The 12397-nt window shown below is 68.9% G+C and carries 11 protein-coding genes and 3 pseudogenes; 11 read left to right on the top strand and 3 right to left on the bottom strand.

Annotation, left to right across the window (positions count from 1 at the left end):
• Nucleotides 1-278 precede the first annotated feature (278 nt).
• Nucleotides 279-767, top strand: a complete 489-nt coding sequence (locus tag GAS53_RS57310; protein WP_225859603.1) for a GAF domain-containing protein — start codon at nucleotides 279-281, stop codon at nucleotides 765-767.
• Nucleotides 768-850: 83 nt separating this feature from the next.
• On the top strand, nucleotides 851-1198 hold the full coding sequence (locus tag GAS53_RS57305) for a PAS domain-containing protein (RefSeq protein WP_225859602.1): 348 nt from the start codon (nucleotides 851-853) through the stop codon (nucleotides 1196-1198).
• A gap of 330 nt (nucleotides 1199-1528) precedes the next feature.
• On the opposite strand, the gene GAS53_RS49445 is transcribed toward GAS53_RS57305, so the two are convergent.
• Nucleotides 1529-1720 carry a DUF6381 family protein gene (locus GAS53_RS49445; protein WP_151484360.1) on the bottom strand — a complete coding sequence of 64 codons (192 nt, stop codon included), beginning with the start codon at nucleotides 1718-1720 and terminating at the stop codon, nucleotides 1529-1531.
• A gap of 950 nt (nucleotides 1721-2670) precedes the next feature.
• Here GAS53_RS49445 and GAS53_RS49440 point away from each other — a divergent pair.
• Nucleotides 2671-4050 carry an MFS transporter gene (locus GAS53_RS49440; RefSeq protein ID WP_151484359.1) on the top strand — a complete coding sequence of 460 codons (1380 nt, stop codon included), beginning with the start codon at nucleotides 2671-2673 and terminating at the stop codon, nucleotides 4048-4050.
• A gap of 254 nt (nucleotides 4051-4304) precedes the next feature.
• A pseudogene (locus GAS53_RS49435) lies at nucleotides 4305-4538 on the top strand (MscL family protein); the annotation flags it as partial.
• A gap of 867 nt (nucleotides 4539-5405) precedes the next feature.
• Here the strand turns inward: GAS53_RS49435 and GAS53_RS49430 are convergent.
• Nucleotides 5406-5807: an ATP-binding protein gene (locus tag GAS53_RS49430; RefSeq protein WP_151484358.1), complete on the bottom strand. Its 402-nt coding sequence runs from the start codon at nucleotides 5805-5807 to the stop codon at nucleotides 5406-5408.
• Nucleotides 5808-6294: 487 nt separating this feature from the next.
• On the opposite strand from GAS53_RS49430, the gene GAS53_RS49425 reads away from it, so the two are divergent.
• Nucleotides 6295-6651, top strand: a complete 357-nt coding sequence (locus GAS53_RS49425) for a hypothetical protein (protein WP_151484357.1) — start codon at nucleotides 6295-6297, stop codon at nucleotides 6649-6651.
• Between the two features lie 288 nt (nucleotides 6652-6939).
• Here the strand turns inward: GAS53_RS49425 and GAS53_RS49420 are convergent.
• Nucleotides 6940-7143 (bottom strand): annotated as a pseudogene (locus GAS53_RS49420) (DUF1707 SHOCT-like domain-containing protein); the annotation flags it as partial.
• Between the two features lie 287 nt (nucleotides 7144-7430).
• Between GAS53_RS49420 and GAS53_RS49415 the strand changes: the two are divergent.
• The 6 genes and pseudogenes from GAS53_RS49415 to GAS53_RS49395 all read left to right on the top strand — a co-directional run bounded on the left by GAS53_RS49415 (nucleotide 7431) and on the right by GAS53_RS49395 (nucleotide 12316).
• Complete coding sequence (locus GAS53_RS49415) at nucleotides 7431-7964, top strand: SigE family RNA polymerase sigma factor (protein ID WP_151484355.1); 534 nt, start codon at nucleotides 7431-7433, stop codon at nucleotides 7962-7964.
• A 9-nt stretch (nucleotides 7965-7973) separates the two neighbouring features.
• Nucleotides 7974-8849, top strand: a complete 876-nt coding sequence (locus GAS53_RS49410) for a hypothetical protein (protein WP_151484354.1) — start codon at nucleotides 7974-7976, stop codon at nucleotides 8847-8849.
• Between the two features lie 1150 nt (nucleotides 8850-9999).
• On the top strand, nucleotides 10000-10692 hold the full coding sequence (locus GAS53_RS49405; RefSeq protein ID WP_151484370.1) for a lysophospholipid acyltransferase family protein: 693 nt from the start codon (nucleotides 10000-10002) through the stop codon (nucleotides 10690-10692).
• Nucleotides 10693-10708: 16 nt separating this feature from the next.
• On the top strand, nucleotides 10709-11083 hold the full coding sequence (locus GAS53_RS57885) for a reverse transcriptase domain-containing protein (RefSeq protein ID WP_151484353.1): 375 nt from the start codon (nucleotides 10709-10711) through the stop codon (nucleotides 11081-11083).
• Nucleotides 11084-11216, top strand: a pseudogene (locus GAS53_RS57880) (IS5/IS1182 family transposase); the annotation flags it as partial. It lies immediately after the preceding gene.
• 407 nt (nucleotides 11217-11623) lie between these two features.
• Complete coding sequence (locus GAS53_RS49395) at nucleotides 11624-12316, top strand: alpha/beta hydrolase (protein ID WP_192583640.1); 693 nt, start codon at nucleotides 11624-11626, stop codon at nucleotides 12314-12316.
• The last annotated feature ends 81 nt before the right edge of the window (nucleotides 12317-12397 follow it).

Raw genomic sequence — 12397 nt, 5'->3', positions numbered from 1 at the left:
GAGCGGATTCCCCGAAGAGGGGAACCGCGCACGGCCGTGCATCGTCGATCGGCAGGCGACGGCATCAGGTGACGGGCTGCCTCCTGGACCCGGGGACATACCATGGGCCGTCCATCGAACCCGCCGAGTCTGCCGCGCTCTCGTCGCCGAGTCGTCAGCCGGCATGTGCGATGGGGCGGAACCCGGCCCGGGGTTCCACCTCACCCCATTTCGTACGAGAATGAGGCAAACGCTTCAGATGTGCCCGCGGCGCCATCCGTACGGTGATCGGGGTCAGCATGTCGTCCACCGGCAGCAGGTTGGGTGCGCACCCTCTCGGTACGACGAGCTCCGAAAGGGCGGCGGAGCGTGACGACGCGCTGGTTGATGCCGTGCTGAAGGCGGTCGAGGTGACCGGGGCGCATGCCGGGAGCGTGTTCCTGGCCTCCGATGATGGCAGCACGCTGACGCTGGCCGCGGCGGCCGGGATGCCGCCCTCGCTGCCCGGCGACTGGCGGCGGATCCCGGCCAGCAGCCCGATTCCGGTGGCGGAGGCGTTCCGCACCGGGCGGACAGTCCATCTGGCCGACGCCGGGGAGACCGTGCGGCGCTTTCCCCAGCTCGCCGTGGCCTGCCCTACCCGTTCGGCTCAGCCTCGGTGCCGGTTGCGGCCGGGCAGGAGACCGGGGGGGGCGATGGCCGTGGTGTGGGCGGCCCGGCCCGGCGGTGAGGGGCTGTCCAAGGCGCAGCGGCGGCACCTGCGCACCACACGCGCCACCTGGGCGTGATGCTGGCCCGGCTGCGCGCGTAGGGCACAGACCTGACGGGCGATCCGCTGGAAGTCCCGACTCCCGCCGCCTCCGCAGTACGGATGGGTCTGTTCGACTGGGACATGGGCACCGGAGCCCTGGCTGCGGATGCCACGGTGTGTGCGATCTTCGGGCTGTCCCCGGACGAGTACGACGGGCGGGCGTCCACGCTGGCGGCCCGGGTGCACCCGGCGGACCGCCCCGCCTTCCGGGCCGCCGCCCGCGCCGTGATCCGGGACGGCCGTGTCCTGGACCAGTGCCTGCGCATCCCGGAGACCGGCGGCGGCCACCGCACCATCGAGCTGTGGGGCCGCGTTCCCACAGCCGACGGCGGCCAAGCGCAGGCCCACCTGGTGGGCGGAGTCCTCGACCTCGGGACCGGGACGGGCGGCCCGGGGCACTGTGTGTGATGCGGGTTCCCGGGCAGGGGCGGCCGGGCGATCCGCCGCACCGCGGCAACCGGATGCTGCGGCGGCAAGTGCGTCGTGGCGCCTTTGCCGCGTCGTCTGGCGGGCGTACGAAGACAGGGTGGGCCGGCCCAGGATGGCGAAGGCCGGGTCGGCCCACCTCGGTCTCGGAGGCTGGGAGGCGGGGCAGCAACTAGCGGCGCCGACGACGCACTAAAGATCGTGCGCAACATGACGGAGCACTGCAGGCGGTGGCGCGGACACAAATGACCGGCCGGTGGCCTCGCGCGCGGAAGGTCGCGGGGCAGCCACCGGCCGGTGCAGGTGGGGCTGTTACACCATGGGGTCGGTGCCCCTGCTGCCCGTGCCGCCTTGCTGCTCGCTCTGCTCCTTGAGCTGGCGGGCCTTGTCCTTCAGCCGCTGACGCTCATCCGGGTCAGTGGCACGCTCAGCGGCCTGTTCCATCTCCCGCGCCTTCTGACGCATCTCCTGAGCACGACCACCGGACTCGCCTGCAACGCTCATGATCACTCCTTGGGTGACGGGGGAAGAGCGGGCCACACCAGCGAAACAGCGTCCCCGCACCCGCTCATCTCGAACGCTCACCCACCGTCATCCGCGCAGCCCCTGCCGTGATGTCGGCACGGTCGGACGCTACCGCGACGCCGCCGATCACGGCATGGAACACGCGGTGGATGCCCGTGGTGCTGCCCTGGACGCGGAGTCGTCCGCCGGCCGAGGCCACCCGGTGGAATCCGCTCGTCCTCGGCGTCCTGGGCCGCCCCCGGCTCGCGATTCCGTCCGGCCCCGGGCAGTCAACACCGGCAGGGGCATTCCGCAGACGGGCGGAGGAGGACGGCGCCGTCGTCAGCTGCGGCCCGTCCGGCTGCCGCGCGCAGCCCGGGCCGGATCACCGGCGACCGGATCTGCGCCATGACCCGCTTCGAAAACAGCGTGCTCCCATCGTTCGGGCTACCGCGATCACTCCCAAGCCGCATCCCAACAATGGATCTGCGCGCCACCCCCCCGTTATGTTTTTCCGCGCGATGCGGTGCGCGACCTCACAAGCGACGGCGGCAGCGATGCTATCCCCCCATGCGCGGGCAACGGCGACGCGGCCTCTTCGGCGGCCCCAACGGCGGCTGATTCCTTCCCTTCGTCAGCATCGCTACAGCTCGCCCCCTATCTGCTACCCGCGGACGTGCCAAGTGAGATGGCCTCGACGAGCGGGGCGCGCGAGCGCCGTCTGACGAGCGTGGGTCGTTGACGGGACTGAGTGCGAGTTATATACGGACGTGGCAACCGTCCTTCTCGGCGAGGCCCGCCCGCCCCGAATCAGACCTCCTGGTAGGCCGTAAGCGCAGACTTGACCGATCATCAGGAGTGCTGCCGTGCGACCCAGAGAAACATCATCTGCGCCCGGCGGCCTCGGTTGGAACCGTGAGACAGCGACGCTGGCGCTCCCGTCCTTCGCCATGCTGATCGTGTCGCTCGACCAGTACATCGTGGTCGTGGCACTGCCCGACATCGCACGCGACCTTGGCTATTCCGCGCAGACGCTCCAATCGGTGATCAGCGCCTATGCAGTAGCCTCGGCCGGCTTCCTGCTGTTCGGCGGGCGTGCCGCCGACCTGCTCGGACGACGCCGCATCCTGCCCACCGGCCTCGCACTCTATGCCGCGACAGCGCTCGCGGGAGCACTCGCGACCGGCCCCGGAATGCTCCTTGCCGCCCGCGCATTCCAAGGTCTCGGCGGAGCCCTCGTCTTCCCCACCACCCTGGCACTCATCAACACCACCTTCGTCGAAGGCCGCGCCCGCAACCGCGCACTGGGCATCTGGGGAGGAGCCGGTGCGGCAGGTCTCGTCATCGGTGTGCTGCTCGGCGGTCTTCTGACGCAGGCGTTCGGCTGGGAAGCGGTCTTCCTCGTCAACGTGGCCCTGGCCGGCCCTGCGCTGCTGCTTGCCTTCGTAGTGATCCCCCGGGACGGTGAACGCGAGAAAGGCCGCACGTTCGACCTACCCGGTGCGCTCAGCGTGAGTCTCGGCGTCACATTCATCGTGTTCGCCCTCGTGCAAGGCCCCGGATGGGGCTGGCTTTCGCCGGGCATCTTGGTGAGCGCGGCGGCGGGCCTGCTCCTGATGGGAGCTTTCGTCATCATTGAGCGGCGCAGCGACGATCCGCTCATGCCACCCCGGCTGCTGTCCAACCCGAACCTGATCACCGGCGTCGTCATCGCGTTCATGTTCATGGCGACCTTCGGCTCCGTGCTCTACTTCCTGTCCATCTACTTCCAGGAGATTCTGGGCTACGACGCTTTGCAGACCGGCGCCGGCTTCCTCATCCCCACGGCAGTGGTGGTGGCCGGTTCGACAATCGCAGGCTCGCTGGTGACGCGGTTCGGTCTCAGGCGCACGTTGGCCGCAGCCCTCGCCGTCGGTGCGCTCGGTGCGCTCGCACTCGGCCTCGCGATCTCGCCGAACGGCACCTACATCGAACTCATCCCCGGCCTGGTGGCGCTCGGCATCGGCGACGGGGTGGTCTTCACCACCATGTTCATCGCCGCCGCCACCGGAATCTCCGACCGACAACAAGGCATCGCCTCCGGCATTGCCTCCACCGGCTCAGGCGCGGGCGCCGCTGTCGGACTCGCCATCCTCGTCCTGGTAGCGACTGCCGGCCTCGATGGCCTCTCCGGTGAACAGCTTCGAATCGCCACCGCCGACGGGATCAGCACCGCACTCCTCGTCGCGGCAGGCGGAATCGTGCTGACCTTCCTCGTCGCCTTGCGCCGGTGCCCGACACCGCCCGAACCGGCGCCCTCCCCCGTGCCGTACCAGACCCGTCGCTGCTGACAGCGTCCAGGGCCCGCCTCAACGAGGAGAGACGAAAGGGGCCCCTTGCCCGTCTGGCCCCGGGTTCCGGCACTCCTTCAGGTCGATGTCCGGGCCGCCAGAGCCGGCCGCCTGAGGAGCTCCCCACCTCGGGGTGAGCTGAGACCTGCCGAGGGCGGGAGTGTCCTGGTGTCGTGGAACGCGATGCCGAACGCGGTCAGCACGCGGTCGATGCGCTGCGACGGAGTGTCCACGGGGCACCGGGCAGGATTCAAGACATCGGGCAGTTCATCTCGGCGCTGATCTACTTCCTCATCTTCATGGCCGTCGTGTACTTCCTGATCGTTGTGCCCTACAAGCACTCCGAGGCGCGCCGTGGCGTCACCGTCTTCGGTGAGCCTCGGCCGGTGAAGACCTGCCCGGCCTGTATGGCCGAGGACATCCCCGAGGCGGCGACCAAGTGCCGGTACTGCGCCAGCCAGCAGCCGCCCGCGGGTGCGCCCGCCTGACAGGGCCCTCGTCGAACGGCCTCGGGACCCATGAAGCGAAACAGGTCCCCACGACCGAAGTCGCGCGAGGGGGCATTGCGCTGTCATGGAAATGTTCGGCAAGGCGAATCGCTTTCGCTCGCGGCTCTCCGCACCGGCCATCGATCCGGCGGGGCGTGGGGGTAGTGGGTGAGGAGCAGAGCGAACGCGGCAAGCTCCTCGCGTGCGGCTCGCGCGAACCAGACATCCAGGGGAGAACGCCGGGGCCCTGCTGACATCAGGGCCTGCTCCCAGTCCGGCGGCGGGCGCTCGCTCCCGTGTCACCGCGCATCCCGCCGTTCCGGCCCGTACGGGCCGCTCACCGCGTGCGGGGACGACTCCAAGGACACCCCGCCGAAGACTGAAACCACGGCGCCAACGACGCCAGCTCCCACCGAAGAGGCGAGAACGGCGGAGCTGCCCAACCTTGTCGGCAACGGGTTGCAGAGCGCACAGGACGCCGCGCAAACCGCTGGCTTCTCCGTGCCCACATCGCATGACTCGCTCGGCCGTGGCCGGAACTAGGTACTCGACCGGGAGTGGAAGGTCTGCTTCCAGACGCCGAGGCCAGGCCGACGACCGATAGACACCGAAATTGATCTCGGGGCTGTCAAGCTTGACGAGACGTGCCCGGCGAAGGACCAAAAGGAGCCCACCAAGGCAGGCGGGAAGATGCCGGACCTCCAGGGCAAGTCAGTGAAGGTTGCGCGCGGTGCCCTGGATCCCTCCACCAGCATCGAAGTGACAGACGCGTCCGGCCAGGATCGCAGCATTAGGCGATACCCGATGAGAGGCTGCCGCCCTCGGCCGGACCGTGCCAACCACCCGCCCTCCACGGTGGCGGCTTCACTACTCAGACAGAGGCACGATCGCCTGGATCGTCTTGCCCCCGGGGACAATCTCGACATGCACCTGCGAAGCGAGTTCTCGTACGAGCTGCCAGCCCACCCCGCCAGGCCTCTGCACGTCCAGATCCCACTCCTGCGGAACGCGCTGACTGGCGTCGGCCACCGTCACGATGACGCAGCCCTCGCCCGGATCCAGGCGGAAGTCAGTCAGACCCCCGGCATGCCGGATCGCATTCGTCACCAGCTCGGACACCACCAGCAGCACCGCGTCATTGCGGCCCTCACTTCCCGGAGAGCACGCCCACAGGAAGCCGCGCGCGACGTCGCAGGCCCGCTCCGCCCATTGACAACTGCGACTCTCACGCCAGCGCGCGAGGTCCGCCTCATCGGGGGAATGCGCCATCGCACCCTCCCGAGCAAGGTCCACGGGTCGTCATTCGCACGCTCGCCCCAACTCTCCTGTGCCACACGGTCATCTCCGCGCTGCCCCGCCGAACCGGTCATGAGGGTGTCCACGCCAAGGTCACGCGGGCAGGCAGACGACGGGGGGATCGCGCCTGCCTGCCCCTGCACGAGTATCCGCCCACCAGGGGTGGCGTGTACTCCCGAGACCCTGTGACCGATCCACCCCGTACAGCGCGAAGAGCGCAGACGGTGTCACACCGGGCCTGGCTGCGGGACGCTATCGCCAGCCGGCGACGCCGAACTCAACCATCACCGGGACCCGGCAGGCACACGTCGGCCGCGTCACTCCAGGGCCGCCGTGACGGTATCGGCTCCCCGCCGCGTTCCACCTGTGTAGGCTGCGACCGGCCCCGTCGCCCTCCCCCACCCGTCGGCTCTCCTGCCCGGCTGCTCATATCGGCGGGCACTCCGCACGGAGGAGACGCGTGAGCAAGACTGTGCCGGAAACACCCGGCGCCGAAGACGTCATGGAGCACATCGCGCACCTGGGCCGCGCACTGTGGGCGGCCACCCACCTCGGCGCCCCGGCCCCGGTAGTGGCCCAGCTGCGCGACCGCATGGACCAGCCCCAACCCGGCGACCTGGTCATGGGGATGACGCCGCTTTCCTCCGGCGAGTTCGACCCGGACAGGGTGGGCAGTGTCATCAGGATCGAGCGCTGGCCCACCCGGTACGTGATCGAGCCACTGCTGCGGACGGGCGAGCAGAGGGACGGGCTGGACTTGTCCGTCATCGCGCTCCCCGACCAGATGGGCTACGCCCGCTGGGCAGAGGGCCATTGACATTCCAAGGTGCCGTCCCGCGGCGCGATCGAGCGCCGGCGCGTGTGCGCCCGGAAGCCCGGACCAGAGGTGACAACGCTCGCTTTCCTGAAAATTTATCTGCCATGTCGCGTAAGAAGATAAACCGAAAGACACCCGCCGGAGTGGCAAGTTTAGTCCATCCCGATCAATTCTGACTGATCGACGATTCCTCCCCCACATACGGCGCAACTGCGTACAATCCGGGACGTCCGAGGTATTCCGGTGGCCGTGGCCAGCCTGCCCGAGGCCGATACGGACGGCAGGTCAGGTGAGCGCAGTCAGTGCGCTCAGAGTCCGCGCCGACAGGGCAGCTTCCAGGCGCTCGTCCAACTCGTCCGCGGTCAGCAGGCCGTCCCCCGCCGCGATACGCAGCACATCCACCACCCGGTCCTGGTCCGCATGAGAGGCTCGCAGCTCGGGCGACGAGCCGGGGCCGGAGCGCTTGCCGGTGGGCGAAATCTCTCCTGACATGCCTCTGGACGTGCGGGAGCGCAAGGCAGCCGAAGAGGTCCGCCCAAACGACCAGGTGCTACACGCGGCCGGCTGCTGCCGATTGCTGGAGCCAGTGGAGCGGATCACCGTCCGCAGGGCGACAGAGGCCCATTGTGACCCCTGTTGGGCGGACACCGCCCACGGGGTGTGGGGCCGGAGACGTGCCTCGGCGGAGGTGAATTCCGTTTCAACCTTTAAGGTGCGGCAGCGCTCTGAAGAGGGGTGACAGGACAGGGCTCCATGACAGGGCCCGGAGAGGAGAGCAGATGCCGGAGAACAGCCGGGGCTCCGAAGAGCGGGAGGGCTCCCAGAGACCCGAGAGCTTCGAGGCCTTCGCCCGGGCGAGCCAGAGACGGCTGTACTGGACCGCGTACCTACTGTGCGGGGACCCGGACGCGGCCCGGGACCTGACGCAGACCACGCTCGCCAAGCTGTTCCAATACTGGCGGCGGGCGAGCGCCGCCGACCACATCGAGGCCTATGCCAGGACCGTGCTCACCCGCACCTACCTGGCCGAGCGGCGGCGTCGGCTGCGTGATCTGCTGGCGCACTCCCGCCCCGACCCCCGGCCCACGCCCGAGCACGCCGACCTGCGGGTGACCCTGCTGTCGGCTCTGGCCGGGCTGCCGCCCAGGGCCCGCGCCATGGTCGTACTGCGGTACTGGGAGGACATGAGCGTCGAGTCCGTCGCCGAACTTCTGAAGTGCAGCGAGTCCACGGTCAAGAGCCAGTGCTCACGCTCCCTGACGAAGCTGCGCACTCAACTGGGCGAGGCCCACATCTACACCACAGGCAGCTGAGGAACCGCCATGGGAGACAACATGCCCGAAGACGACCGCCGGAACGCCCTGCTGGTCAGGGATGCGATGGAACGTACGGTGGCGGAACTGCCGCCGGCACACGACCTGGTGCCCCCCGCGGTCACCCAGGGCCGGCGCCGCAGGGCGCGTGCCCGTCTCACGATCGCCGCCGGAGCCGCGTGTGTGGCCGGGGCGGTGGTGTTCGGCGCCGTGACGCTGCCGGCCGAGGGCGACGGTGGCAGGACGGTCCGTCCCGCCGCGAGCAGCACCCCCAAGCCGAGCGAGTCGCTCGACCAGGTCGAGGAGCCGGAGCCGTACCGGACGCCGGTACACGTCGAACCCACGAACGAGGAGGAACAGACCATGGCCGACCTGTCGCCCGCCGAGCGGGAGCGGCAGCAGAAATTCCAGCAGCAGGCGGCTGTCCTTCTCGACGACCTGCTGCCGGACAAGGTCGGTCTGATCCGGCCGGTCGACCTCGAAGTGCGGCGCTACCAGGGCGAGAACGCGGACGGCAAGGTGTTCCCCGTCATCTTCTCCGTACGGCCGTCCGGCAGCGACTCCGGCCCAAAGTCCTGCCCCAGCGAACCCGGCGCCCTCAAGGGCGGCAGCTGTGAGGAGGCCACTCTGCCCGGCGGTATCAAGGCGACCTCTTACCGCTTGTTCGTCGACTCGGCGGAGACCACCGGCACCCTGGTCTCTTTCTCCTACGGAAACAGCGAAGTCTCACTCACCGTCAGCCCGGACGAGGCCGTCACGGTCTCCGCCCCGGTCACCAGTAAGGAGATGCTGGCGGCGGTCGGCGACACACGCTTCCTCGACCTGGTGCGGTACGCCGACGAGAACCCGATGCAGGAGAGGCAGACCTCCATCGTCGGCGGCTGAAGGCCGGTGGCGGTGCTGAGGCCGCCCTCTTCGGGACCGGGGCCGCCGTCAGGGGCGCCCCTACCGGCGTGGCGCTGCGATGGGGCTCCTCCCCACCCGTGACTGCAGCCCCGGTCAGGGCTTGCCGGCTGTCAGGTGGCCCCAGCAGCCTGGCGTCCAGCTTGCTGGGGACGTAGTCGTGTGGCGGGCTGGGCAGTTTCACGCGAACGCCGAGACCGCGGCATTCGGCGTCCCCGCCGATCGTCTCCTCGTCTGTAACCCCCAGGTGGAACAAGGATCTTGGCTTCTCTTCCGGGCCTCGCACCCCGCGGTTACGCGCGGCGCACGCCAGAGCGAAGACAGGCCGTGCGCACATGCCTGAGCACTACACCTCCGCTCGCCGAGGTCGCGGAAGCAGGCGGTTGTGTTGTGCGAGCAAGGGCCACCCAATCAGTCAGTCAGCCCAATTCGACAACATAGACGTCGTAATGGGCCTGGAACTCGGCTCGGTGGTCGCCGTCGAGGACAGTGGGCATCTCGTTGTCGTTGTCGGCCTGTTCATCGGCCCATATGCGCGGCGGGGCGGGAGCTGGTCCCCGTCGATCGGCCGGTCGGGTTGCCTACTCCCGGTGTCGCTCGGGAGCGCGGTCTCGCTCTCCTCCCTTTCCGCCTCTGCCCCCTGAAGGGCCGGTTCGTTCGGCGGAGAGGTCTCCTCGGGGGCCTCGCTGGCCAGCGGCGGCTTGGCGCCTCCACCGCCTCCGTCGGAGGACCCGAGTGCTGCGGATAGATGACGAGAATGAGCGTCGCGCCGATCCCCAGAAGGATCTTGATGAGGTGGTGCATTTTCTTCGGGGCAGATGGGTCGGGCTCGCCCCACTGAGGCACCTGCGGGTCCTGCGGCATGGAAGTGACCTAAGGGAAACACACAAGTATCACTAACCGTAGACTCGAAAAAACACATACAAGGGATAGATAAGGATATTCCTCGTAAAGGAGGCCCCCGGCACCTGTCGGCAGACGTGTACCAAGAAGTTTCGGGATTACGCGACCATGCTCCTGAGCCTCGCCCCGCCGCATCACGGTGCTCGACCAGGCCAGGCAGGCTAGAGGGCGGAGGCTTAGGTGAGGGCCGCGCGGGCCAATCACACCTGATTCGGCAGTGGGGGCCGCCGTGTTCTATTACGTGCTCAAGTACGTCCTTCTGGGGCCGCTGGTGCGGCTGCTGTTCCGGCCGCGGGTCGAGGGGCTCGAGCATGTTCCGGCGGAGGGCGCGGCGATCGTCGCCGGGAATCACCTGTCCTTCGCGGACCCTCTCCTCATGCCCGCGGTGCTGAAACGGCGCGTCACGTTCCTGGCCAAGGCGGAGTACTTCACGGCGCCGGGCCTCAGGGGCCGCCTGACCGCGCTTGTTCTCCGACGTGCCGGGCAGATTCCGGTGGACAGGTCAGGCAGGGCCGCGGGGCAGGCGGCGATCCGGGAGGGGCTGGGGGTACTGGCGAAGGGAGAACTGCTCGCGATCTATCCGGAGGGCACGCGTTCCCCCGACGGCCGGCTGCACAGGGGCAAGGTCGGGGTGGCGGTAATGGCGCTGGCCGCGCAGGTTCCGGTGATTCCGTGCGCGATGGTGGGGACGTTTCAGATCTGGCCTTCGGGACGTGTCCTGCCGAGACTCCTGCCGGTCACGATCCGTTTCGGGCAACCGTTGGACTTCTCGCGCTTTGCGGGGATGGCGCACCAAAGGACGGTGCTGCGGGCCGTCACTGACGAGATCACGTACGCGATTATGCGGCTGTCGGGCCAGGAGTACGTGGATCGGTACGCGGCCGACGTGAAGGCCGGACAGGTGGCGGGGCGGCGGGGCTGAGGTCCGCCGCCCTTGGGTGCGATCCGGTCCGGACGGCCGTCCGGACCCAGCGGGCAGTCATGCGACCGTCCGCTGGGACCTCATTGTCAAGGTTGTGGAGGCTCACGCCGACGCCGTATGGGTGAAGTTGTATGTTCAGCGGTGGCTGGAAGCGCCGCTTCAACTGCCCGATGGCACCTTGCAGAAGCGGGACCGGGGCCCGCAGGGATCCGCGGCCTCGCCCGTGCTGGCGAATCTGTTCATGCACTACGCGTTCGACATGTGGCTGGCCCGGACATACCCGGGTGTCCAGTTTGAACTGTATGCGGACGACGCAGTCGTGCACTGCGTCACCGAACGCCAAGCCCGCGAGGTCCTGACCACCCTCGGGAACAGGATGGAAGAGGCGTAGTCGGCGGCACGGGCACCCGTTGAACGATGTCGCACGACTGAAGTCCTGGCGGATCTTCCGCAAGGCCCGGTGCAGCCCGAACCGAATGTCGTCAATCGCAGCCGCCATCCTCACCCTGGAGCGGCACCGCTGAAAAGGCTCAGTGCTTGCCCGTCGGCTCCGGCCGGTTGGGCTCCTCCCCGGACAGTCGTTCTGCCGGCGGATTGCCGCTGTGCGTCCTGGCCGGGTGTGCAGCGGTGCGGGACGGTGACGGCGGGCATGTGTTTGGACCGCATGGACCAGCGGAGGGACATGTGTGCGGCGCCGGGCGGTGTAACCGCCTGCGTACCAACGTCGGCTTCGCCCGGCTCCGCGAACAGGAACCGGCCGGCTTCGGCACAGCCGCCTGACGAGCCAGAACACCGGCCCGGTCACCGCGCCGTGTCCGACCCGGTCAACGTGACGGGGCACAGCAGTGGGCGAACCGGCTCGTGGTGGCGGAGAAGCAGCGGCCGGCGACGAAGCTGGGCTGGGCAGTGGGGCACGGTTCGGATACTGGGGATGTTCCTGACCGAGGCCCTGGGCATCGCCCCCGACGCGCTCGGCCTCTGGGGCGCGTCGGCGGGCGGCCATCTGGCAGCCCTGGCCGGCCTCTTGGGCAACAGGGAGCGACTCCCGGGCGAAGGCGACGTCCACGGCGACGTCTCCGTACGCGCGGTGGCCGAGGCGTACGGGCCCACCGACATGACGGCGTCGGCGCCCCCGCCGAAGTTGGCCACCCTCCCGGGCCTCAGCGGTCCGTCCTGGTCGGACCGCTTCCTCGGAGGTGCACCCGACGAGCTACCGGAGATCGCTGAAGCTGCAAGCCCGCTGCATCATGTACGCCCAGACGCCCCACCGTTCCAGATCTGTCATGGCACAACCGATGACCTGGTCTCGTGGCGCCACAGCTGGAACCTGCACACGGCACTCGTCGCTGCGGGCGTGGAAAGCGAGTTGTACCTGCTCGACGACTACCGCCACGGATTCATCAACGCCGCCCGGCGCGGCGACCTCGAGGCCGACGACCTCCTGGACGGCGGTCGCCTGGCTGCCGAGGGCGCCGCTGCCGCGCGGCGCTACGGAGACGCGACAGGCAATGGCCACGACGCCGATTTCGGATTCGGCGACGTGGCCTCCTTCTTCGCCCGGCGCCTCCCCGCGCCCCACAGGAAAGGGATCACTTTGGCGAATACGGAAATACCCCTCTACTGACCTTGTTGGCGTGATGTCGTGGCTGACAAGTGGTAGTTGGCGCGGTAGGCCGGTTGCATGAGATATCCGCAAGGAGGCGGG

Origin of the sequence: Streptomyces albicerus (genome assembly GCF_008905045.1) — a bacterium.
In the GTDB taxonomy this organism is placed as follows: Bacteria; Actinomycetota; Actinomycetes; order Streptomycetales; family Streptomycetaceae; genus Streptomyces; species Streptomyces albicerus.
The sequence above is the reverse complement of the archived record's forward strand: the minus strand, read 5'-3'. Positions and strand labels throughout refer to the sequence as shown.

Bases quoted from the DNA above. Each gene is read 5' to 3' on its own strand.
- GAS53_RS57310 (WP_225859603.1), top strand. From the start codon at position 279: ATGTCGTCCACCGGCAGCAGGTTGGGTGCGCACCCTCTCGGTACGACG.
- GAS53_RS57305 (WP_225859602.1), top strand. From the start codon at position 851: ATGGGTCTGTTCGACTGGGACATGGGCACCGGAGCCCTGGCTGCGGAT.
- GAS53_RS49445 (WP_151484360.1), bottom strand. From the start codon at position 1,720: ATGAGCGTTGCAGGCGAGTCCGGTGGTCGTGCTCAGGAGATGCGTCAG.
- GAS53_RS49440 (WP_151484359.1), top strand. From the start codon at position 2,671: ATGCTGATCGTGTCGCTCGACCAGTACATCGTGGTCGTGGCACTGCCC.
- GAS53_RS49430 (WP_151484358.1), bottom strand. From the start codon at position 5,807: ATGGCGCATTCCCCCGATGAGGCGGACCTCGCGCGCTGGCGTGAGAGT.
- GAS53_RS49415 (WP_151484355.1), top strand. From the start codon at position 7,431: ATGCCGGAGAACAGCCGGGGCTCCGAAGAGCGGGAGGGCTCCCAGAGA.
- GAS53_RS49410 (WP_151484354.1), top strand. From the start codon at position 7,974: ATGGGAGACAACATGCCCGAAGACGACCGCCGGAACGCCCTGCTGGTC.
- GAS53_RS49395 (WP_192583640.1), top strand. From the start codon at position 11,624: ATGTTCCTGACCGAGGCCCTGGGCATCGCCCCCGACGCGCTCGGCCTC.